Source organism: Burkholderia alba, from assembly GCF_034721475.1.
In the GTDB taxonomy this organism is placed as follows: domain Bacteria; phylum Pseudomonadota; class Gammaproteobacteria; order Burkholderiales; family Burkholderiaceae; genus Burkholderia; species Burkholderia alba.
In genome coordinates this window covers 143,484-163,902 of record NZ_JAWJWL010000008.1, presented here as the reverse complement: position 1 = coordinate 163,902, position 20,419 = coordinate 143,484, and the positions used below count along the sequence as shown (strand labels likewise).

Annotated in this window: 18 protein-coding genes and 1 tRNA gene; 13 read left to right on the top strand and 6 right to left on the bottom strand. The window is 64.3% G+C overall.

All coding sequences use genetic code 11. The annotated features are described in order from the left end of the window. Window positions 1-49: 49 nt before the first annotated feature. Window positions 50-523 (bottom strand): PALP domain-containing protein, encoded by a 474-nt coding sequence (locus tag RZR99_RS11430; protein ID WP_323119865.1) that lies wholly within the window; start codon window positions 521-523, stop codon window positions 50-52. A gap of 151 nt (window positions 524-674) precedes the next feature. Here RZR99_RS11430 and RZR99_RS11425 point away from each other — a divergent pair, with 151 nt between their 5' ends. Next, entirely contained in the window at window positions 675-1,550 is an 876-nt protein-coding gene (locus RZR99_RS11425) for a dienelactone hydrolase family protein (protein WP_323119864.1), read from the top strand. Between the two features lie 33 nt (window positions 1,551-1,583). Here the strand turns inward: RZR99_RS11425 and RZR99_RS11420 are convergent, their stop codons facing one another. Further along, window positions 1,584-2,453 (bottom strand): sulfurtransferase, encoded by an 870-nt coding sequence (locus RZR99_RS11420; RefSeq protein ID WP_323119863.1) that lies wholly within the window; start codon window positions 2,451-2,453, stop codon window positions 1,584-1,586. A 104-nt stretch (window positions 2,454-2,557) separates the two neighbouring features. Beyond that, on the bottom strand, window positions 2,558-3,664 hold the full coding sequence (locus RZR99_RS11415; protein ID WP_323119862.1) for an aromatic ring-hydroxylating oxygenase subunit alpha: 1,107 nt from the start codon (window positions 3,662-3,664) through the stop codon (window positions 2,558-2,560). 258 nt (window positions 3,665-3,922) lie between these two features. On the opposite strand from RZR99_RS11415, the gene RZR99_RS11410 reads away from it, so the two are divergent. The 4 genes from RZR99_RS11410 to folE2 all read left to right on the top strand — a co-directional run bounded on the left by RZR99_RS11410 (window position 3,923) and on the right by folE2 (window position 8,024). Beyond that, window positions 3,923-4,216 carry an exodeoxyribonuclease VII small subunit gene (locus RZR99_RS11410; RefSeq protein ID WP_323119861.1) on the top strand — a complete coding sequence of 98 codons (294 nt, stop codon included), beginning with the start codon at window positions 3,923-3,925 and terminating at the stop codon, window positions 4,214-4,216. Further along, complete coding sequence (locus RZR99_RS11405) at window positions 4,213-5,097, top strand: polyprenyl synthetase family protein (protein ID WP_323119860.1); 885 nt, start codon at window positions 4,213-4,215, stop codon at window positions 5,095-5,097. The genes RZR99_RS11410 and RZR99_RS11405 overlap by 4 nt, the downstream gene beginning before the upstream one ends. Before the next feature lie 86 nt (window positions 5,098-5,183). Then, the gene (dxs, locus tag RZR99_RS11400; RefSeq protein WP_323119859.1) at window positions 5,184-7,088 is read left to right on the top strand and encodes a 1-deoxy-D-xylulose-5-phosphate synthase; all 1,905 of its coding nucleotides are present in this window, start codon (window positions 5,184-5,186) and stop codon (window positions 7,086-7,088) included. 126 nt (window positions 7,089-7,214) lie between these two features. Next, entirely contained in the window at window positions 7,215-8,024 is an 810-nt protein-coding gene (folE2, locus tag RZR99_RS11395) for a GTP cyclohydrolase FolE2 (protein WP_323119858.1), read from the top strand. Window positions 8,025-8,120: 96 nt separating this feature from the next. Here the strand turns inward: folE2 and tsaD are convergent, their stop codons facing one another. Continuing rightward, window positions 8,121-9,161: a tRNA (adenosine(37)-N6)-threonylcarbamoyltransferase complex transferase subunit TsaD gene (gene tsaD / locus RZR99_RS11390; RefSeq protein WP_323119857.1), complete on the bottom strand. Its 1,041-nt coding sequence runs from the start codon at window positions 9,159-9,161 to the stop codon at window positions 8,121-8,123. A 129-nt stretch (window positions 9,162-9,290) separates the two neighbouring features. Between tsaD and RZR99_RS11385 the strand changes: the two genes are divergently transcribed. The 7 genes from RZR99_RS11385 to RZR99_RS11355 all read left to right on the top strand — a co-directional run bounded on the left by RZR99_RS11385 (window position 9,291) and on the right by RZR99_RS11355 (window position 18,065). Further along, window positions 9,291-10,508, top strand: a complete 1,218-nt coding sequence (locus RZR99_RS11385; RefSeq protein WP_323119856.1) for a BaiN/RdsA family NAD(P)/FAD-dependent oxidoreductase — start codon at window positions 9,291-9,293, stop codon at window positions 10,506-10,508. A gap of 80 nt (window positions 10,509-10,588) precedes the next feature. Continuing rightward, window positions 10,589-10,801 (top strand): 30S ribosomal protein S21, encoded by a 213-nt coding sequence (rpsU, locus tag RZR99_RS11380; RefSeq protein WP_323119855.1) that lies wholly within the window; start codon window positions 10,589-10,591, stop codon window positions 10,799-10,801. A 164-nt stretch (window positions 10,802-10,965) separates the two neighbouring features. Next, window positions 10,966-11,412: a GatB/YqeY domain-containing protein gene (locus RZR99_RS11375; protein ID WP_323119854.1), complete on the top strand. Its 447-nt coding sequence runs from the start codon at window positions 10,966-10,968 to the stop codon at window positions 11,410-11,412. A gap of 76 nt (window positions 11,413-11,488) precedes the next feature. Then, entirely contained in the window at window positions 11,489-13,369 is a 1,881-nt protein-coding gene (dnaG, locus tag RZR99_RS11370; RefSeq protein WP_323119853.1) for a DNA primase, read from the top strand. A gap of 79 nt (window positions 13,370-13,448) precedes the next feature. Beyond that, the gene (gene rpoD, locus RZR99_RS11365; RefSeq protein ID WP_323119852.1) at window positions 13,449-15,878 is read left to right on the top strand and encodes an RNA polymerase sigma factor RpoD; all 2,430 of its coding nucleotides are present in this window, start codon (window positions 13,449-13,451) and stop codon (window positions 15,876-15,878) included. A 125-nt stretch (window positions 15,879-16,003) separates the two neighbouring features. Then, a tRNA-Ile gene (locus RZR99_RS11360) sits at window positions 16,004-16,079 on the top strand. A 930-nt stretch (window positions 16,080-17,009) separates the two neighbouring features. Continuing rightward, window positions 17,010-18,065, top strand: a complete 1,056-nt coding sequence (locus RZR99_RS11355; protein WP_323119851.1) for a glycoside hydrolase family 18 protein — start codon at window positions 17,010-17,012, stop codon at window positions 18,063-18,065. Window positions 18,066-18,307: 242 nt separating this feature from the next. Here the strand turns inward: RZR99_RS11355 and RZR99_RS11350 are convergent, their stop codons facing one another. Both RZR99_RS11350 and RZR99_RS11345 read right to left on the bottom strand, forming a co-directional pair. Then, window positions 18,308-18,949 (bottom strand): TetR/AcrR family transcriptional regulator, encoded by a 642-nt coding sequence (locus RZR99_RS11350; RefSeq protein WP_323119850.1) that lies wholly within the window; start codon window positions 18,947-18,949, stop codon window positions 18,308-18,310. Between the two features lie 64 nt (window positions 18,950-19,013). Continuing rightward, the gene (locus tag RZR99_RS11345; RefSeq protein WP_323119849.1) at window positions 19,014-19,253 is read right to left on the bottom strand and encodes a hypothetical protein; all 240 of its coding nucleotides are present in this window, start codon (window positions 19,251-19,253) and stop codon (window positions 19,014-19,016) included. Between the two features lie 22 nt (window positions 19,254-19,275). On the opposite strand from RZR99_RS11345, the gene RZR99_RS11340 reads away from it, so the two are divergent. Continuing rightward, entirely contained in the window at window positions 19,276-20,400 is a 1,125-nt protein-coding gene (locus tag RZR99_RS11340; protein ID WP_323119961.1) for an acyl-CoA dehydrogenase family protein, read from the top strand. Window positions 20,401-20,419 lie beyond the last annotated feature (19 nt).

Sequence of the window (20,419 nt, the reverse complement as noted above, 5' to 3'; positions counted from 1 at the left end):
GCGCAAGTCGAGACATCCCGTGCCGGGGAGCCGAGCCTGGCGCGGGCGGCTATCGAAACGCCATCGCGACCTGTCGCGGCGTCGGCGTGGACGAGCGACGCCTGCCCCGGTCGATGCGCGTCACGGGCTGGAAAGGATGCGTCGCCGAGAGGCCACATGGTTTCTCGCAACCGGCCTGCGTTCGTTCTCTCGTATCCGCTCGGCATGTGCCGTTCGTCGATCGACTCCCGGGGCCGGGATCGATCGGTGCGCCTTCGATCCCGCCGCACCGGCGGAACGCCTCGAGCGGGTTTTTTCGTGCGAAGGGCTCGTACGAGAGATCGCCGTTGCATTCGTTTAGGCCCACGTCGGCGACGTATCGGCCGGGGCCGATTCGTTCGATCTCGCGGCGGACAAACCGGCGGATCCGTTCGTGCACGCGTTCGCATTCGGCGCAGGCATCGACAAAAATGGGGAAATCCCGGCCGGACGCTTCACCTCGCGACCCGACAAAAAGTTGACGCGGGCGCCGGTTCTTGTGCATCGTGTGCGGGTTCCGTCCGACTGGAACCGGCGGCGACGCTCCGCCATTCCCCGACATCGCGACAGCCGCGGCCGGGGGCGCCGCCGTCCGAACGAATCGATGCTACCGCCGCATGTGCCATGCGGCGGGCGTCACGCAGAGGAGTACTTCCATGTTGAAACCCGAGGTCGACAGTCTGGTCCCGCACGTTCCCTTCACCCGCAGGAAGTTCGTTCAGGCGGCGCTCGGCGGCAGTTTCGCGGCGGCCGTGCTGCCCGTGTCGGCGCAGACGGTCACGACCGACAGCACCGGGCTCGACGCCGGGACGGTCGAGATCCGCTCGGGCGATGCGAGCGTGCCTGCCTATCGTGCGCAGCCGGACGGCAAGACCAACCTGCCCGTCATCATCGTGATCCACGAGGTGTTCGGCGTGCATGCGCACATCGCGGATGTCTGCCGGCGCTTCGCGAAGCTCGGCTACCTGGCGATCGCGCCGAATCTGTATGCCCGGCAGGGCGACCCGTCCAAGTACCCTTCGATCCAGGGGCTGATTGATGGCGTGGTGAGCAAGGTGCCCGACCGGCAGGTGAGCGAGGATCTCGACGCGACGGTCGACTGGGCGGGCAGGAACGGCGGCGATCTGAGCCGGCTGGGCGTGACGGGATTCTGCTGGGGCGGCCGCCAGACCTGGCTGTTCGCCGAGCACAATCCGCACGTGCGGGCGGCGGTGGCCTGGTATGGCAAGGTCGTGGGCGACCAGACCGAGATGACGCCGTTCAATCCGGTCGATCACGCCGCGCAGCTGAAGGCGCCGGTGCTGGGCCTGTACGGAGCGAAGGACGACAGCATTCCGCAAAGCTCGCTCGCGCAGATGCGCACCCGCCTCGCCGACAGCGATACGAAGGCCGGCCGTGAATCGGAGATTCTCGTCTACCCCGACGCGGGGCACGCGTTCTTCGCCGACTACCGGCCGAGCTATGTGAAGTCCGACGCCGACGACGGCTGGACGCGCGCGCTTGCGTGGTTCAGGAAATACGGCGTCATGTGAGGATGCGCATGACGCCGTGATGCGGGCCGCCGGTTACGGATTCGGCCCGGTTGCGACCGGGCGGGCCGGGTCGGCGCACCATTCGCTCCAGGAGCCGCCGTAGAGGGCGGCGTCGTGCAGCCCGGCGATTTCCATCGCGAGCGCATTGTGGCAGGCGGTCACGCCCGAGCCGCATTGCAGGATCACCTGGTCGGACGGGGTGCTGCCGAGCAGCGCCGTGAAGGCGTCGCGCAGGTCGTGGCCGCTCTTGAAGCGGCCGTCGGCGGACAGATTGTCCTTGAAGCAATGATTGAGCGCGCCCGGGATGTGTCCGCCGACCGGGTCGATCGTTTCGTTTTCGCCGCGATAACGGTCGGCCGCGCGGGCGTCGATCACCACGCGCTCCTTCGTCGTCAGATTCGCGAGCACGGCCTGCACATCGACCACAGCCGCAAGCGGCGATTGGGCGCGGAAGGTGCCCGCGGCTGCCGCGGGGCGCTCCGGCGTCACCGCGTGCCCGGCGGCCTGCCAGGCTTGCAGCCCGCCGTCGAGCACCGCCACCGAATCGTGGCCGAGCCAGCGCAGCAGCCACCACAGGCGTGCGGCGTAGGCGCCGCCCTGTGCGTCGTAGGCAACGACCTGCTGATTCTGTCCGAGGCCGCTGGCGGCCAGCGAGGCCGCCAGCGCGTCGCGCGCGGGCAGCGGATGGCGGCCGTTCGTGCCGGTCTTGACGCCCGAGAGGTCGCGGTCGAGATGCAGGTAGTGCGCACCGGGGATGTGGTTTGCGGCATAAGCCTGTTCGCCCGCGTCGGGATTCGCGAGATCGAAGCGGCAATCGAAGACCAGCACGCTGCCCGGCGCGGCGGCGAGGCGCTCGGCGAGATTGTCGGCCGAGATGAGCGTGGTGTAGTGAGAGTGGGGCATGACGGCTCCTGATGGTGAAACGGGCCAGATGCTCTAAGTCTAAACAAAAAAAGACGGGCCGAAGCCCGTCTTTTCATTTCGATCCGGCACAGGACCGGTGTGGCTCAGAGCGCGCCGAGCTGGCGGCGCAGGAATTCGTGGAAGTGCTGCATGCCGTCTTCCATCGGGCTCTGATACGGGCCGACCTGCGATTCGCCGCGCTGCATCAGCGCGCGGCGCCCGGCGTCCATCCGCATCGCGATTTCGTCGTCCTCGACGGCCGTCTCCATATAGGCGGCGCGTTCGGCTTCGACGAATTCGCGCTCGAACAGTGCGATTTCCTCGGGGTAATAGAACTCGACGATGTTCGTCGTCTTCTGCGTGCCCTGCGGAATCAGCCATGACACCACCAGCACGTGCGGATACCACTCGATCATCAGGCCGGGGTAGTAGACCATCCAGATCGCGCCGAACTCCGGCGGCACGCCGTTGCGGAACCGCAGCACTTCGTCGTGCCATTTCTGGTACGTCGGGCTGCCCGGTTTCGCGAGCGCGTTGTGCACGCCGACCGTCTGCACGCTGTACCAGTCGCCGAACTCCCATTTGAGATCGTCGCAGGACACGAAGCTGCCGAGGCCGGGATGGAACGGCACGACGTGGTAATCCTCCAGATAGACCTCGATGAAGGTCTTCCAGTTGTAGTTGCACTCGTGAATCTCGACGTGATCGAACTGGTAGCTCGAGAAGTCGAAATGATGCCGGGTGCCGAGCAGCGCGAGATCCTGCGCGACGTCGCGGCCTTCCGTCTCGAACAGCAACCCTTGCCAGTTCTGCAACGGCGTCGCGTTGAGATTCAGGCAGGGCTTGTCGGGGAAATGCGGCGCGCCGAGCAGCTCGCCGTTCAGATCGTAGGTCCAGCGGTGCAGCGGGCACACGATGTTCTGGGTCTGCCCGCGACCGTTCAGCATGATCGCCTGGCGATGGCGGCATACGTTCGAGAGCAGCTCGATCTGCGAGGCCTGGTTGCGCACCAGCACGCGGCCCTCGTTTTCGGAAGGCAGCGCGAAGTAGTCCCCCGCCTCGGGCACCATCAATTCGTGCCCGATGTAACGAGGTCCTTTCCTGAAAAGGGTTTCGATTTCGCGCGCCAGCAGCGCCTCATCGAAATAAGCGGTGACTGGAAGCTGGCTATGGGCCGACTTCAACTGAAGCGAATCGCTCAGATTGGACATTCCCACTCCCGGTGAAAGCGTGAAAGCAGTGAACAACCCAACCATCGAAAAATCGATTTAGGGGAACCAGCGATTATACCCGGATCGGTATGCTTGGGGTGGGATAAGTACCTGATTTGGGTCAAAATTTCCCGGGCGCTTTGTCGCACCTCATGCGGGCGGCGCCCGGTCCGCGCCGCGCAACGCCAAGTCAGCAGGTCGGAAAATTCTCTTTTGCCGTAGAATGTCCGACTTGTTTTGAAATTTGACACTTCGTCCATGGCGAAAACCGCATCCAAGGGCGCCGCAACGTCCGACGCCGGCTCCGAAGCGCTGCCGGAAAACTATGAGACGGCGCTTGCGGAGCTGGAAGCACTGGTCGCCCGGATGGAGGGCGGCTCCCTGAGCCTGGAAGATTCGCTGACGGCCTACCGCCGGGGGGCGGTACTCGTTGCGTTTTGCCAACAACAACTGGAGAAGGTGGAGCAGCAAGTGCGCGTGCTGGACGGCGCCGCACTGAAGCCGCTATCCGCCGGAACAGCCGCCACGGACGGCGGAGACGACGATCTATGACATTCGAACAATGGACGCGCTCGGTACTCGATCGCGTCGAAGATGCACTGGGCCACTATTTGCCGGCCGACACTGTGGTACCCGCGCAACTCCATGAGGCGATGCGTTACGCCGTGCTGGGCGGCGGCAAACGGGTCCGTCCGCTGCTGTGCCATGCCGCGGGCGAACTGACGGGGGCGACCGACGCGGCGCTGAATGCCGCGGCTGCCGCACTCGAGATGATTCACGTCTACTCGCTCGTGCACGACGACATGCCGTGCATGGACGACGATGCGCTGCGCCGTGGCAAACCCACGGTACACGTCCAATATGACGAACCGACGGCGCTGCTGGTCGGCGACGCGTTGCAGTCGCAGGCGTTTGTCGCGCTGACCGATGCTGCGGCGCTGACGCCGGCCCGCCAGGCGGCGCTCGTGCGCGAGCTGGCGCTCGCGAGCGGTTCGATCGGCATGGCGGGCGGTCAGGCGATCGATCTGGCGAGTGTCGGCCACACGCTGACGCGCGAGCAGCTCGAGACGATGCACCGGATGAAGACGGGCGCACTGCTGCGCGCGGCGGTCCGGATGGGGGCGCTGGCCGGCGAGACGCCGTCCGACGACGCGATGCGCGCGCTCGATGCCTATGCGGCCGCGGTCGGCCTCGCGTTCCAGGTGGTGGACGACATCCTCGACGTGACCACCGATTCGGCGACGCTCGGCAAGACCGCGGGCAAGGACGCGAAGGACGGCAAGCCGACTTACGTGTCGATCATCGGCCTCGATGCGTCGCGCGAGCTTGCCGCACGACTGCGCGCCGACGCGCATGCCGCGCTAGAACCGTTCGGCGCGCGCGCGAAGCGCCTTGCCGAACTCGCCGACCTGGTGGTGAACCGGGTCAGCTGACGCGAAAGCCCGCCGCCGCGCGCCTTGCTACGGGGGTGCGCGCCGAAAAGTGCGGGCGCGTTTAGTTTTCCTACAATGGAACGACGATGTACGACTTGCTGAACACTATCGACGACCCGGCGGACCTGCGCCGCCTCGACCGTCGTCAACTGCATCCGCTCGCGGACGAGCTGCGGGCCTTCGTGCTCGACAGCGTGTCGAAGACGGGCGGCCATTTGTCGTCCAATCTCGGCACGGTCGAACTGACGATCGCGCTGCACTACGTATTCAATACGCCGAACGATCGCATCGTTTGGGATGTGGGTCATCAGACCTATCCGCACAAGATCCTCACCGGCCGACGCGACCAGATGCATTCGCTGCGCCAGCAGGACGGCATCTCGGGTTTCCCGCGCCGCTCGGAGTCGGAATACGACACCTTCGGCACCGCGCACTCGAGCACGTCGATCTCCGCCGCGCTCGGCATGGCGCTCGGCAGCAAGCTGCAGGGCGACGACCGCTTCTCGATCGCGGTGATCGGCGACGGCGCGATGACGGCCGGCATGGCGTTCGAGGCGATGAACAATGCGGGCGTCAGCGAAGACGCGAAGCTGCTCGTCATCCTGAACGACAATGACATGTCGATTTCGCCGCCCGTCGGCGCGCTGAACCGCCACCTCGCGCGGCTGATGTCGGGCCGTTTCTACGCGGCCGCGCGCGCCGGTGTCGAGCGCGTGCTGAGCGTCGCGCCGCCGATGCTGGAGCTGGCGCGCAAGCTCGAGGAGCACGCGAAGGGCATGGTCGTGCCGGCGACGCTGTTCGAGGAGTTCGGTTTCAACTACATCGGACCGATCGACGGTCACGATCTCGATTCGCTGATCCCGACGCTGCAGAACATCAAGGAACTGCGCGGGCCGCAATTCCTGCATGTCGTGACGAAGAAGGGGCAGGGCTACAAGCTCGCCGAGGCGGATCCGGTGCTCTATCACGGTCCTGGTAAGTTCAATCCGGCGGAAGGCATCAAGCCGTCGGCGACGCCCGCGAAGAAGACCTACACGCAGGTGTTCGGCGAATGGCTGTGCGATGCCGCGGAGCTGGATTCGAAAGTGGTCGGCATCACGCCGGCCATGCGCGAAGGGTCGGGGATGGTCGAGTTCGAGAAGCGTTTCCCGGATCGCTACTACGACGTCGGCATCGCCGAGCAGCACGCGGTGACGTTCGCGGGCGGTCTTGCGACGGAAGGGCTCAAGCCGGTTGTCGCGATCTACTCGACGTTCCTTCAGCGTGCGTACGACCAACTGATTCACGACGTGGCGTTGCAGAACCTGCCGGTCGTGTTCGCGATCGACCGCGCGGGCCTGGTCGGCGCCGACGGCGCGACCCATGCGGGCGCCTACGATCTCTCGTTCCTGCGCTGCATCCCGAACATGACGGTGATGGCCGCGTCCGACGAGAACGAGTGCCGCCAGATGCTGTACACGGCGCTGCAGCAGCCGAACCCGACCGCCGTCCGCTATCCGCGCGGCGCGGGCACGGGTGTGGCGACGGTCAAGGAAATGGCCGCGCTGCCGGTCGGCAAGGGCGAAGTGCGTCGTCGCAGCGCGCAGCCGGAAGGCAAGCGCGTCGCGATTCTCGCGTTCGGCACGATGGTCGCGCCGTCGCTCGTAGCGGCCGAGGAACTGGATGCCACCGTCGCGAACATGCGCTTCGTGAAGCCTGTCGATGCCGATCTCGTTCGCGAACTGGCCGAGACCCACGACGTGCTTGTCACGGTGGAAGAAGGCTGCGTGATGGGCGGCGCGGGTTCCGCCTGCGTGGAAGCCCTGATGGAGAGTGGGGTTATCCGCCCCGTACTACAATTGGGCCTCCCTGACCGCTTCATCGATCACGGTGATCCCGCCAAGCTGCTCTCGCAGTGCGGCCTCGACGGCGCGGGGATCGCGAAATCGATTCGCGAGCGCTTTCTGAGTCCGGCGGCCGGCGTAGCGAGCCAGGCCAAGCGGGTCGCGTAAGCGCCGTACGGCGGTTTCCCGGTGTTTCAGGAATGCATGGGCCTGCGGGCCCATGTTGCTTTTCCGGCATGCCGCGATACGCGGCGGCGCAGCGCTGCGATGTCCGGCTTTTAAGGATCGAACAAGATGAACCAGATGAATCCCGCCTTCGTGATGCCCGACGTGCAGAGCACGATCGATACCCGCCAGATTCCGATTCAGCGTGTCGGCGTCAAGGCGGTGCGACATCCGTTGACGGTGCGTACCGCGGACGGCGCAGTGCAGCCGAGCGTTGGTACCTGGAATCTCGATGTGCATCTGCCGGCCGACCAGAAGGGCACGCACATGTCGCGTTTCGTGGCACTTCTCGAAGAGAACAAGACGCCGCTGACCACCGACGCGTTCCGCGCGATGCTCGCGACGATGCTGAGCAAGCTGGAGGCCGAAGCGGGCCGCATCGAGGTGTCGTTTCCGTATTTCGTGAACAAGACGGCGCCCGTATCGGGCGTGCAGAGTCTGCTCGACTACGAGGTGACGCTCGGCGGCGATGTGCGCAACGGCGTGACGCGCCTGTTCCTGAAAGTCCTGGTGCCGGTAACGAGCCTGTGCCCGTGCTCGAAGAAGATCTCGCAGTACGGCGCGCACAATCAGCGTTCGCACGTGACGATCGATGCCGAGCTGAATGCCGACGTGCCGGTCGAAGATCTGATTCGGATTGCCGAGGAAGAGGCGTCGTGCGAGTTGTGGGGGCTGCTGAAGCGTCCGGACGAGAAGTTCGTGACCGAGCGCGCATACGAGAATCCGAAGTTCGTCGAGGATCTGGTGCGCGACGTCGCGCAGCGGCTCAATCAGGACGAGCGGATCGTCGCGTATGTGCTCGAAGCGGAGAATTTCGAGTCGATCCACAACCACAGTGCGTATGCGCTGATCGAGCGGGACAAGCGCCGGGCCGCATAAGAATCCGCGGGCGCCGGTTGGGCGACGTGAACGCAAAAGGCCTGTCCTGATGGACGGGCCTTTTGCTTTGCCGCGCGCACAACGCGTCCGATCGCCTCAACGGGCGAGCGATGCGAGATCCCAGCGCGGCTTCACGGTAAATGCGTAATCGTGATTCGCCTGGGCGGGCCAGCGGGCCAGCCTGAGCGCGCCCGCGAGCGCGATCATCGCGCCGTTGTCGGTGCATAGCGCGAGATCGGGGTAATGCACGTCGAAGCCGCGCTTGCGGGCCGCCGCCGACAGCGCATCGCGCAATTGCCGATTGGCGCCCACGCCGCCCGCGACCACCAGGCGTTTCAGCTTCGTCTGTTTCAGGGCGGCCAGCGATTTGGCGACGAGCACATCGACGGCGGCGTCGACGAAGCCGCGCGCCAGATCGGCCTTCGCCCGCTCGAATGCGGTGGGGTTCAGTTGCGCCGCTTCGAACTTCTTCATCTGCGTGAGGACCGCGGTCTTGAGGCCGCTGAAGCTGAAATCGAGATCGCCCGAATGCAGCATCGGCCGCGGCAGCACGACCGCGCCCGGCGTGCCGGTTTCCGCGAGCTTCGAGACTTCCGGCCCGCCCGGGTAGCCGAGGCCGAGCAGTTTGGCGGTCTTGTCGAAGGCTTCGCCCGCCGCGTCGTCGAGCGTTTCGCCGAGGGTTTCGTAGACGCCGACGTCGGTCACGCGCATCAATTGCGTATGGCCGCCCGACACCAGCAGCGCGACGAACGGGAAGGGCGGCGGCGCGGCGACGAGCAGCGGCGACAGCAGATGGCCTTCCAGATGGTGGATGCCGACCGTGGGCTTGTTCCACGCCATCGCGAGCGCGTTCGCGATGCTGGCGCCGACGAGCAGCGCGCCCGCGAGTCCGGGCCCCTGCGTGAACGCGACCGCGTCGATATCGTCGCGTCGGGCGCCGCTCGCGGCCAGTACCTCTTCCAGGAGCGGCAGCGCCCGGCGGATGTGGTCGCGTGACGCGAGTTCGGGCACGACGCCGCCGTATTCGCGGTGCATCGCGATCTGCGAATGGAGGGCGTGGGCGAGCAGGCCGCGCTCGGTGTCGTAGAGCGCAAGGCCGGTTTCGTCGCAGGAGCTTTCGATACCGAGAACGAGCATGATCTGGGGCCGGTGGCCGCACCCGCGTGGGGCGGCTCGGGAATCAACGTAACAGAAAAGTATAACAGCGCGGAGCATCGAGCCGCTTGCGCCCCGGCGGCGTGCGGCGACGCAGGTACAATCCGCGCCATGGAAAATTTCGATATCGCGGTGATCGGCGCGGGCGCGGCCGGCATGATGAGCGCCGCCGTCGCCGGTCAGCTCGGACGGCGGGTCGTGCTGCTCGACCACTCGCCCCGGCTTGCCGAGAAGATCCGGATCTCGGGCGGCGGACGCTGCAACTTCACCAATCTGTACGCCGGACCGGACAACTACCTGTCGTCGAATCCTCGCTTTTGCCGTTCGGCGCTCGCGCGCTATACGCCGCGCGATTTCATGGCGCTGCTCAAGCGCCACCGGGTGACTTGGCACGAGAAGCACAAGGGGCAGTTGTTTTGCGACCAGTCGAGCGATGCGGTCATCGACGTGCTGAAAAGCGAGTGCGACGCCGGCCGCATCGCGTGGCGGCGGCCGGTGACGGTCGATGCGGTGCGGCATGCGGACGCGGACGGCTTCACGCTCGACACCAGCGCCGGCCAGATCGGTGCGCGCTCGCTTGTCATCGCGACCGGCGGGCTGTCGATCCCGAAGATCGGGGCGACCGATTTCGCGTACCGCGTCGCGAAGCAGTTCGGCCACAAGCTGATCGATACGCGTCCGGCTCTCGTGCCGCTGACGTTCGCGAGCGACGACTGGGCGCCGTTCGCGGCGCTGTCCGGGGTCTCGCTCGAAGTGCGCGTGTCGACCGGCGCGAAAAAGGGCGGCGGTGAGTTCGTCGAGGATCTGCTGCTCACCCATCGCGGCCTGTCCGGGCCGGGCATCCTGCAGATTTCAAGCTACTGGCGCTCCGGCGACCCGATCCACGTGGATCTGCTGCCGCGACGCGATGCAGCCGATGAACTGATCCAGGCCAAGCCGGGCTCCAAGCGGCAAATCGGCACGCTGCTGTCCGAATGGGTGCCGGCGCGGCTCGCGCACGCCTGGCTCGATACCCACCGGATTGCCGCGGACGCCCGGCTGGCCGACTTGCCCGACAAGGCGCTGCGCCAGATCGGCGAAGCGCTGTCACGCTGGACGCTGACGCCGAACGGCACCGAGGGCTATCGCAAGGCCGAGGTGACGAAAGGCGGGGTGGATACGCGCGAGCTGTCGTCGGCGACGATGATGAGCGCGCGGGTGCCGGGTCTTTACTTCATCGGCGAGGCGGTGGACGTGACCGGCTGGCTCGGCGGCTATAACTTCCAATGGGCATGGGCGTCCGGCGTGGCCGCCGGACAGGCCGCGGCCGAGCATGCGCGCGGCCCTTGACGGGCTAGTGCGTTTGTGCAAAGGGTCTGCTATACTCAAAAACTTCCTCCGCAGTACTTTTACTTTTTACGTGACGGGTCATGACGATCATCCGCGTTAAAGAAAATGAGCCTTTCGAAGTGGCGATGCGCCGGTTCAAGCGCACGATCGAGAAGAACGGCCTGCTGACCGAACTGCGCGCACGCGAGTTTTACGAGAAGCCGACCGCGGAGCGCAAGAGAAAGAAGGCGGCGGCCGTGAAGCGCCATTACAAGCGCATTCGCAGTCAGACGCTGCCGAAGAAGATGTACTGAGCGTCGTCTGCGCCGCGCGGTTCGCCAGTCGGCGCACGGATGGTTCGCATGGCCATCGATGCCAAATTCGAGCAAACCCGCTTGAGGAAATAGTCCCAAGCGGGTTTTTGTGTTGATGCCCATCCGCTGGGTGTCGCCTTGATTTTTCCGTACTCGGGTGAGCGATGAGTTTAAAAGAACAGATCAGCGAAGACATGAAGACCGCGATGCGCGCGAAGGACAGCGAGCGGCTCGCGACGATCCGACTGCTGCTGGCCGCGATCAAGCAGCGCGAGGTCGACGAGCGCGTGACGCTCGACGACGCGGCCGTCACCGCGGTTATCGACAAGATGCTCAAGCAGCGCAAGGATTCGATCAGCCAGTTCCAGGCGGCCGGTCGCGACGATCTGGTCGCGAAGGAGCAGGCCGAGGTGGCGGTACTCGTCGGCTACATGCCGGCGCAGCTGTCGGACGCCGAGGTCGCGGCGCAGGTGCAGGCCGCCGTCGCGGAGACCGGCGCTGCCGGTCCGCAGGACATGGGCAAGGTGATGGGCGTGTTGAAAGGCAAGCTCGCCGGCAAGGCCGATATGACCGCAGTGTCCGCGCTCGTCAAGGCGGCGCTCTCGAAGTAACGCCGCCGGGCGGTGGCGCGGACGGCCCAGCCGGCCCGCGCGAAGCGCTCGCGGTTTATCCGATTCTGATTCCACGGTGATTCCGCACTCGTTCCTGCAGGATTTGCTGAACCGCGTCGATATTGTCGACGTGGTCGGTCGGTATGTGCAGCTCAAGAAGGGCGGCGCCAATTTCATGGGGCTATGCCCGTTCCATAACGAAAAAAGCCCGTCGTTCACCGTGAGCCCGACCAAGCAGTTCTATCACTGCTTCGGCTGCGGCGCCCACGGTACGGCGATCGGCTTCCTGATGGAACACGCCGGGCTGGCGTTCCCGGAGGCGGTGCAGGAACTGGCTCAATCGGTCGGCCTGACGGTTCCGCACGAGCCGTCGCCGTTGCGCGGTGTTGCCCCGGGCGGCGGCGGGGACGGCTATGCGCCGCCCGCCGCGTCGAAGGCGGTCACGACCGCGCTGTCGGACGTGATGCAGACCGCGTGCGACTACTACCGCAAGCAGCTGCGCGGCGCGACGAACGCCGTCCAGTATCTGAAACAGCGCGGCCTGACGGGCGAGATCGCGCTGCGCTTCGGATTGGGCTATGCGCCCGACGGCTGGCAGAGCCTGGAGGCGGCCTTCGACGACTACCGCAACGATGCGCTGGTCGACGCCGGCCTCGTGATCGTCAGCGAAAAGACCGATGCGCAGGGCGTCGCGCGCCGCTACGACCGGTTCCGTGAACGGATCATGTTCCCGATCCGCAACGTGAAGGGCCAGGTGATCGGTTTCGGCGGGCGCGTGCTGGGCAGCGGCGAGCCCAAGTATTTGAATTCGCCGGAAACACCCCTATTTAACAAGGGCAGCGAGCTGTACGGGTTGTTCGAGGCCCGGCTCGCGATTCGCGAGCAGAAGTACGCGCTCGTGGTGGAAGGGTATATGGACGTGGTGGCGCTCGCGCAGCTCGGGTTTCCGAACGCGGTCGCGACGCTCGGCACCGCGTGCACGCCGATTCACGTACAGAAGCTGCTGCGGCAGACGGACACGGTGATCTTCAGCTTCGACGGCGATGCGGCCGGCCGCCGGGCGGCGCGGCGCGCGCTCGAGGCCTGTCTGCCGCACGCGGCGGACAACCGGACGATCCGGTTCCTGTTTCTGCCGACGGAGCACGATCCGGACAGCTATGTGCGGGAATTTGGGGCCGAAGCGTTTTCCGAGCAGGTGCGGCGCGCGATGCCGCTGTCGCAGTTCATGCTGAACGAGGCGACGGCGGGCAAGGAGCTTGACCAGCCCGAGGGCCGGGCGAAGGCGCTGTTCGACGCGAAACCGCTGTTGCAGGCGCTGCCGGCGAATGCGCTGCGCGCGCAGATCATGCATATGTTCGCGGATCGCCTCGACATCCCGTTCGAGGAGGTCGCGACGCTGACCGAAGTGGATGCGCGGACGGCCGCGCCGGCCCGCCACGCGCCGGCCCGCAGCGATCGGCGCCGCGTGACGGACAACGAGAAGCGGGCGTTGCGCAACCTGGTGATGCATCCGCGGCTCGCCGCAGCGCTCGACGACGAGAGTTTCGATACGTTGCGGACCGTGCCGAGAAATGGGGAGCTATTCGACGAAGTGATCGCGCATGCCCGGGCGCTGGGCGATGCGGCGGAGTTCCGGCTTTTGTCGGATGTCCTACGCAATTCGGCTAACGCGGCCACCTACGACGAAATTTTCCGGGAAATTCTGGTCTATGATGAAAATGTCCGCGACTTGATGTTACAGAATCCGGAAGATGACGCAGACCAGGAAGGGCTGCGCGAGCGGGAACGGATCGCAGGGGAGGAGCTTCAGGCAGCGGTGCTCAAGATGCGCTATGACGCGTGCTGCGACAAGCTCGACCGTCTTTCCAGGCAGTCGACGCGTTCCCCAGAGGAACTGGCTGAACTCAAGGATTTGAATCAGCGACGAACCGACATGAAGCGGCGGCTCGGGCTGTAAACCGGGGAAAGGGCTACCCCAACGTGCTATAATATAAGGTTTTCAGCGGTTTGTTTTCTAAGCAGAGGCGAGAATCGCGATGGCAAAGACTACAGGCGGAAAAAAAGCAGCAGGCAAGGGCTCAACGGAGCCGACCACGAAGGTCACAGCGGCCAAATCTGCTTCTTCTTCCGTGAGGACGTCTTCAGCCAGTGCAGCGCCCTCTGCGAAGAAGAAAGCCGCGGCCGGCACTGCTCACGCTGCGCCGGCGCCGGCGGCCAAGGCATCACGGGCCGCCGCGAAGCCCGAATCCGGTCCGGCTGCGAAGCCGGCCGCGAAGCGGGCAAGTGCGAAAAGCGCAAGGGGAGCGGCTGCCGCGCCGGACGAATCGGCGGTCCGCACTACTCAAGCATCCACGGTTCAACCGGCTGTTGTCCAGCAGCCGCGAGTCGATTTAGCCGGTACGGCGAACTCCATGACGAAAAAGCTGAACGAAGTATCCGTCGATGACGACGCAAACCAGAGCGACGAGCAGCCGGCTGCGGCTGCCACGCCGGGCAAGGGCGAGAAAGCCAAGGCGCGAGATCGCCGCGCGAAGGAAAAGGCGCTGCTGAAGGAAGCGTTCGCGACGAGCCAGCCCGGCACCGCCGAGGAACTCGAAGAGCGTCGCTCGAAGCTGCGTGCGCTGATCAAGCTCGGCAAGGAGCGCGGCTTCCTGACGTACGCTGAAATCAACGACCACCTTCCGGACAACTTCACTGAAACGGAAGCGCTCGAAGGCATCATCGGCACGTTCAATGACATGGGCGTGGCGGTCTACGAGCAGGCGCCCGATGCGGAAACGCTGCTGCTGAACGACAACGCGCCCGCCGCATCGTCGGACGACGAGGTCGAGGAAGAGGCGGAAGTCGCGCTGTCGACGGTCGATTCCGAATTCGGCCGCACGACCGATCCTGTGCGGATGTACATGCGTGAAATGGGCACGGTCGAGCTGCTGACGCGCGAAGGCGAAATCGAGATCGCGAAGCGGATCGAGGACGGCCTGCGCCACATGGTGATGGCCATCTCCGCGTGCCCGACGACGATCGCCGACATCCTCGCGATGGCCGAGCGCGTGGCGAATGAAGAGATCCGCGTCGACGAACTGGTCGACGGCCTGATGGATCCGAACGCGCAGGACACCGATGCCGACGGCTTCTCCGCGAAGGAAGCGGAAGAAATCGAGAACGAGAGCGAAGCAACGGAAGAGGAAGCCGAAGAGGAAGAAGAGGACGACGACGGCGCGGCGCAAGCCACCGCCAACGCGGCCCAGCTCGAGGCGCTGAAGCGTGCATCGCTCGAGAAGTTCGCGCTGATCAGCGAATGGTTCGACAAGATGCGCCGCGCGTTCGAAAAGGAAGGTTACAAGTCGAAGTCCTACCTGAAGGCGCAGGAAACGATCCAGAACGAACTGATGACGATCCGCTTCACCGCGCGTACCGTCGAGCGTCTGTGCGACACGCTGCGCGCGCAGGTGGATGAAGTGCGCCAGGTGGAGCGTCAGATCCTGCACATCGTCGTCGACAAGTGCGGGATGCCGCGTTCGGAATTCATCGCGCGTTTCCCGGGCAGCGAGACGGATCTCGACTGGTCGGAGAAGATCGCGGCGGAAAGCCATCACTATGGTCCGATCCTTTCGCGCAACATCCCGGCGATCCGCGAACAGCAGCAGCGCCTGCTCGATCTGCAGGCGCGCGTGGTGCTGCCGCTCAAGGACCTGAAGGAAACCAACCGTCAGATGGCGGCGGGCGAACTGAAGGCGCGTCAGGCGAAGCGTGAGATGACCGAGGCGAACCTGCGTCTCGTGATCTCGATCGCGAAGAAGTATACGAACCGCGGCCTGCAGTTCCTGGATCTGATCCAGGAAGGCAACATCGGTTTGATGAAGGCGGTGGACAAGTTCGAATACCGTCGCGGCTACAAGTTCTCGACGTACGCGACGTGGTGGATCCGTCAGGCCATCACGCGTTCGATCGCGGACCAGGCGCGTACGATCCGGATTCCGGTTCACATGATCGAGACGATCAACAAGATGAACCGCATCTCGCGGCAGATCCTGCAGGAAACCGGTCTCGAGCCGGATCCGGCGACGCTTGCCGAGAAGATGGAGATGCCGGAGGACAAGATCCGCAAGATCATGAAGATCGCGAAGGAGCCGATCTCGATGGAAACGCCGATCGGTGACGACGACGATTCCCATCTGGGCGACTTCATCGAGGATTCGAACACCGTCGCGCCGGCCGATGCGGCGCTGCATGCCAGCATGCGCGATGTCGTGAAGGACGTGCTCGATTCGCTGACGCCGCGCGAGGCGAAGGTGCTGCGGATGCGTTTCGGTATCGAGATGAGCACCGATCACACGCTCGAAGAAGTCGGCAAGCAGTTCGACGTGACGCGTGAGCGGATCCGCCAGATCGAAGCGAAGGCACTGCGCAAGCTGCGCCATCCGAGCCGTTCGGACAAGCTGAAATCGTTCCTCGAAGGGAACTGATCGGCACGCTGTACGGCTTGACCGCCGCCGGGGACGCAAAAACCGGCGGCGTTTTTCCTCTCAGTTGTTACAATGCCGGCCCGGCTTTCATCACCGGGTCTTTTTTTGCATTGCGTTCTCTTGCAGGGCCTGTAGCTCAGGGGTTAGAGCAGTCGACTCATAATCGATTGGTCGTGGGTTCGAAACCCACCGGGCCCACCATCGATGCTTCTTTTGAATCAGCGACTCGTACTGATTCTCCGGCTTCCCATGCAATTCCCGGGGAAAAGCCGATTCGAAGCAAACCCTCTTTCCGGCTCGTTCGGCCTGCCGCCGATTTGCCGCGGGCATGCAGCGAAATTGCTCGGCCTCCGCCGAACAAGGCGGTAACTGAGCCGGCAGTCAGAATTGACGCCCGCCAATGGCTGTGTTTGGGTTGTCCGTTCCGCAGGGTAGGGATCATTGATCTTACCGAGCCTCTCTCGCACTCTGTCGTGCATACCGTTTATCGGCTTCCATTTTCCGCCTTGATTTTCTTCTCCATTGGAATGTATTGAACGAGTCGACCGGTTGTTGCGGCGGCTTGCGATGTTCCATGTCGCCGAAAGCGGATGCTGAGGAAAAGTCGTTCCGCTGCGGGTGAAGTGCTCATCCGGCTAAGCCAATCATCTGCATTGCTGCATGCACTGCAATGCATGAGCGAAGGGGCGGCAACGAGCGACCTGCTTCGCAAGATCGATGGGGTTATCTAATGGCGCCAACGAATCGTATTCAGTTTTCCGTTTTCCGCTCGCCGATTCGCATTCCATCGGTGATGCCCATTTAGATCGCCTATGCTGCTGATTCAGGTATGCACGATCTTCATCGTCTCTGCCTCGTTACCGCGTGTCCGAAGCGACTAACGAACGCACATGCAAAGTAGGGCACTCATGTCAGCGTGACACGGCACGCATCCTCCGTGGCATCTCTACGCATCCCGGCGCATCAACGTGTTCCTCACCGCCGTACCGATACAGCCGCACGCAGTAGGCACCACGTCATCCGGATTGAATCTTGTGTCAGCGAAATCGCGCCGCGGAGCTCGCGGCGCCGTACGCGTGCGGATGCAGCAACGATCGCACATAGTCGTTCCACTCTCTCACGGAGAATCGAATGAAATCGAAGATGATCGCAATGCTTGCCATTAGTGCTTCATGCGCCGCTTTCTCGGCGCACGTCACCGCGCAGCCGGGGGCGGCGGAAACGCGTTCGGCCCATGCCGATGCGGCACCATCCGGATTCATCTACAGCCCGTACTTCTACTCGGGCGACTACGATGGCGACCAACTCAACACGACCGTCACCGGCAGTTCCCAGATCTTGCTGAAAGTCATGCCCGCCAAACTGCAGGCCGTGACCTGGGCATTCGCTACCGGCAATTGCGGCAGCGAGGATTGGAGCGGCGTCTCGGCTTCCGCGTTCGCCAAGGCCAACGTGCAGAGCTTCGTCGATGCGGGCAAGCAATACATCGTGTCGACCGGGGGCGCCGGCGCGAGCTTCATCTGCAACTCGGACGCCAATTTCGCCAAGTTCATCAAGACCTATTACAGCGCGAATCTGCTGGGCATCGACTTCGACATCGAAAACGGCCAGAGCCAGAGCGACATCAACAATCTGGTCGCGCGGGTAGCGACGGCACAGGCGACCTACCCGAATCTGCGCTTCAGCTTCACGCTGGCGACCGAAGGCGGAAATGCCAGCCAGAGCCTTGGCGATACCGGCGTGATGGTGATGACCGCGATCCAGAATTACGGATTGAAGAACTATACGATCAACCTGATGACCATGGATTTCGCCGATTCGGGCCAGGAAGATGCGTCGCTGTGCACGCTCAACAGCAGCGGCACGTGCGACATGGGTCAATCCACCATAGCCGCAGTTGAAAACCTGCACAGCTATTGGAAGGTGCCATACAGCCAGATCGAAGTGACGCCGATGATCGGCGGCAACGACAGCATCGACGAAACGTTCACCTTGGCCGATGCCGTCACGGTGTCGAATTACGTGGTGTCGAAGAAACTGGCCGGCGTTCATTTCTGGGCGTTCTCGCGCGACCGGGATTGCGCGCCGGCGGGGTCCGACAACAACTCGTCCGACACCTGCAACAACTATGGCAAGGCCGGCACGCTGGGCTATACCAACCAGTTCATTTCCGCGCTGGGGTTGTGACGAAGTGATCCTGTGGCGGCGCGCGGTGCCGCATCCCCATTGCAGGAACAAACGCACGCGGCGCCGGCAGCGCAATGAACGCCACGCACCGTGCGGGCCCGACGCAGGCGATGGGTGACCGAAGAAGGAGAAGGGGCGTCGGCCAGAGCGGCGGCGTCCCCTCCCGCCGATAGGCGACAAGATCTGCACCCGCGCTATCGGGCGCATTCGCGCCCACGCCTCGCCGCGATCCATCCCGCCGCTCAATCCGCCGACATCGCCCGCCACAGCATGTTGAACATCTCATCGAACTGGTCGGTGAGCGGGCGCTTCTCCTGCCGGACGATATGCATCAATCCCACCCTGCCGAGAATGCCCATGAACACGTCCAGCAGCACCTTGCTGGAGACGCGGTTGTTCAGCACGCCGCGCCGCTGCCCGTCCTTGAGCACGCCAAGGAATGCATTCATCAATTCGGGGCTTTCGTAGATGCGGATGTTGCGATGCCGCGAGACGGGAACGGCCGTGACGAGCAGGAGTATCACGGCCGGATGCTTGTCGATGTAGTCGAGCAGAACCCAGCAGGTCTTGCGTAGCCGCTCGCGGGCGTCGTCGATGCCCTGCAGATGGTCGATCATGCGATCGGCGAGGCGCACCAGCATGACGTCGAGCATCGCATAGAGCAGCACTTGCTTGCTGCCGAAGTACTTGTAGATGGTCTGCAACGAGACATTGGCCGCTCTCGCCACTTCCTGCAGGCTCACCTCGTGGAAATCCCGGGTCGCGAACAGATCCAGCACGGCTTGCTCGAGACGCTTCAACGTGTCGGGCCGCATGGTGCGCAGCAGCGCACGGTGATCTTCGACGGTGGGGGCATGCTCGTTGGAGGTGTCGGGCAGGGGCATCGGCGGACTCGGGGCAGCGGGCTTACCGGCAGAATAACAGAGCTTACCGCGAGAACAATCATGCTTACCATTTTCCGCAGAAAGAGGCCGAATCGGGCTGTTTTTCTTGTTTTTCAGCATCATCCGGAACAGGATGTGTGGCGTTGAGATCGAGCTGTTTCCAGCAGATACAACCCGATTGTCCGCAACGGCTCACCCACCAGGCTTCGGTTTTTATCGAGCGGTAATTTGAATTACCGAAATGGCCGAAGGCACGGCGTCGAACCGTCCCCTGTTCCGAAAGCGAGGAAATCCCGGTGCCCATACAAACCTTCCCCCCGGCGTGGATGAACGACGAGCACCGCATGCTGCAAGAATCCGCCGCCCGGTTCTTCAAGGAGCAGTGGGTGCCGCGGGATGCCGGCTGGCGCGAACAGGGCGCGATGGACCGGGCGGCGTGGCGCGAGGCCGGCGGCCAGGGATTTCTGTGCGCGTCGGTGCCCGAACAGTACGGCGGCGGCGGCGGCGATTTCGGCCACGAGGCCGCGCTGATTCTCGCGCAAGGCGAAGCGGGTCTGGCGGGCTTCGGCGGCTCGCTGCATTCGGGGATCGTCGCTCAATACATCCTGCATTACGGCACCGATGCGCAGAAGCAGCGCTGGCTGCCGCGCATGGCGACGGGCGAGCTGATCGGCGCGATCGCGATGACCGAACCGGGCACCGGCTCCGATCTGCAGAGCCTGCGCACGCTCGCCGTCAACGAAGGCGGCCGCTATCGGATCAACGGCAGCAAGGTGTTCATCACCAACGGCCAACTGGCCAATCTCATCATCGTTGCGACCAAGACCGACAAGGACCAGGGCGCGAAGGGCATCTCGCTGGTGGTGATCGAGACCGACGGCGCGGACGGCTTTCGCCGCGGCCGCAATCTGGACAAGCTCGGCATGGAAGCACAGGACACCTCGGAGCTGTTCTTCGACGACGTGCGCATGCCGGCGGAGAACCTGCTCGGCAGCGAGGAGGGGCTGGGGTTCTTCCAGATGATGCAGGAGCTGCCGCAGGAACGCCTGATCATCGCGATGGCCGGCATTGCCGCGATGGAGGCGGCGATGCGGGAGACGCTGGCCTACGTCAAGGATCGCCAGGCGTTCGGCAAACCGGTCTTCGCGTTTCAGAACACGCGTTTCAAGCTGGCCGAATGCCAGGCCACGCTGCTGGCCGCGCGCGCCCTGACGGATGCGGCGATGGTCGCGCATCTGAAGGGCGAGCTGGGCGTCGATCGCGCCGCGCTGATCAAGTACTGGGTGACCGAGCAGCAGTTCAAGCTGGCGGACGAATGCCTGCAGCTGTTCGGCGGCTACGGCTACATGAAGGAATATCCGATCGCGCGCCTGTGGGCCGACTCGCGCTCGCAGCGCATCTACGGCGGCACCAACGAAATCATGAAAGAACTGGCGGCGCGCTTTCTGTAGAGCGGGCGCAGGTCTTCCG

Coding starts and splice junctions, on each gene's coding strand:
- RZR99_RS11350 (WP_323119850.1), bottom strand. CDS start 18,949: ATGCCCCTGCCCGACACCTCCAACGAGCATGCCCCCACCGTCGAAGAT.
- rpoD (WP_323119852.1), top strand. CDS start 13,449: ATGGCAAAGACTACAGGCGGAAAAAAAGCAGCAGGCAAGGGCTCAACG.
- RZR99_RS11375 (WP_323119854.1), top strand. CDS start 10,966: ATGAGTTTAAAAGAACAGATCAGCGAAGACATGAAGACCGCGATGCGC.
- RZR99_RS11415 (WP_323119862.1), bottom strand. CDS start 3,664: ATGTCCAATCTGAGCGATTCGCTTCAGTTGAAGTCGGCCCATAGCCAG.
- RZR99_RS11430 (WP_323119865.1), bottom strand. CDS start 523: ATGCACAAGAACCGGCGCCCGCGTCAACTTTTTGTCGGGTCGCGAGGT.
- tsaD (WP_323119857.1), bottom strand. CDS start 9,161: ATGCTCGTTCTCGGTATCGAAAGCTCCTGCGACGAAACCGGCCTTGCG.
- dxs (WP_323119859.1), top strand. CDS start 5,184: ATGTACGACTTGCTGAACACTATCGACGACCCGGCGGACCTGCGCCGC.
- RZR99_RS11340 (WP_323119961.1), top strand. CDS start 19,276: ATGAACGACGAGCACCGCATGCTGCAAGAATCCGCCGCCCGGTTCTTC.
- RZR99_RS11345 (WP_323119849.1), bottom strand. CDS start 19,253: ATGGGCACCGGGATTTCCTCGCTTTCGGAACAGGGGACGGTTCGACGC.
- folE2 (WP_323119858.1), top strand. CDS start 7,215: ATGAACCAGATGAATCCCGCCTTCGTGATGCCCGACGTGCAGAGCACG.
- rpsU (WP_323119855.1), top strand. CDS start 10,589: ATGACGATCATCCGCGTTAAAGAAAATGAGCCTTTCGAAGTGGCGATG.
- RZR99_RS11355 (WP_323119851.1), top strand. CDS start 17,010: ATGAAATCGAAGATGATCGCAATGCTTGCCATTAGTGCTTCATGCGCC.
- RZR99_RS11420 (WP_323119863.1), bottom strand. CDS start 2,453: ATGCCCCACTCTCACTACACCACGCTCATCTCGGCCGACAATCTCGCC.
- RZR99_RS11410 (WP_323119861.1), top strand. CDS start 3,923: ATGGCGAAAACCGCATCCAAGGGCGCCGCAACGTCCGACGCCGGCTCC.
- RZR99_RS11425 (WP_323119864.1), top strand. CDS start 675: ATGTTGAAACCCGAGGTCGACAGTCTGGTCCCGCACGTTCCCTTCACC.
- RZR99_RS11405 (WP_323119860.1), top strand. CDS start 4,213: ATGACATTCGAACAATGGACGCGCTCGGTACTCGATCGCGTCGAAGAT.
- RZR99_RS11385 (WP_323119856.1), top strand. CDS start 9,291: ATGGAAAATTTCGATATCGCGGTGATCGGCGCGGGCGCGGCCGGCATG.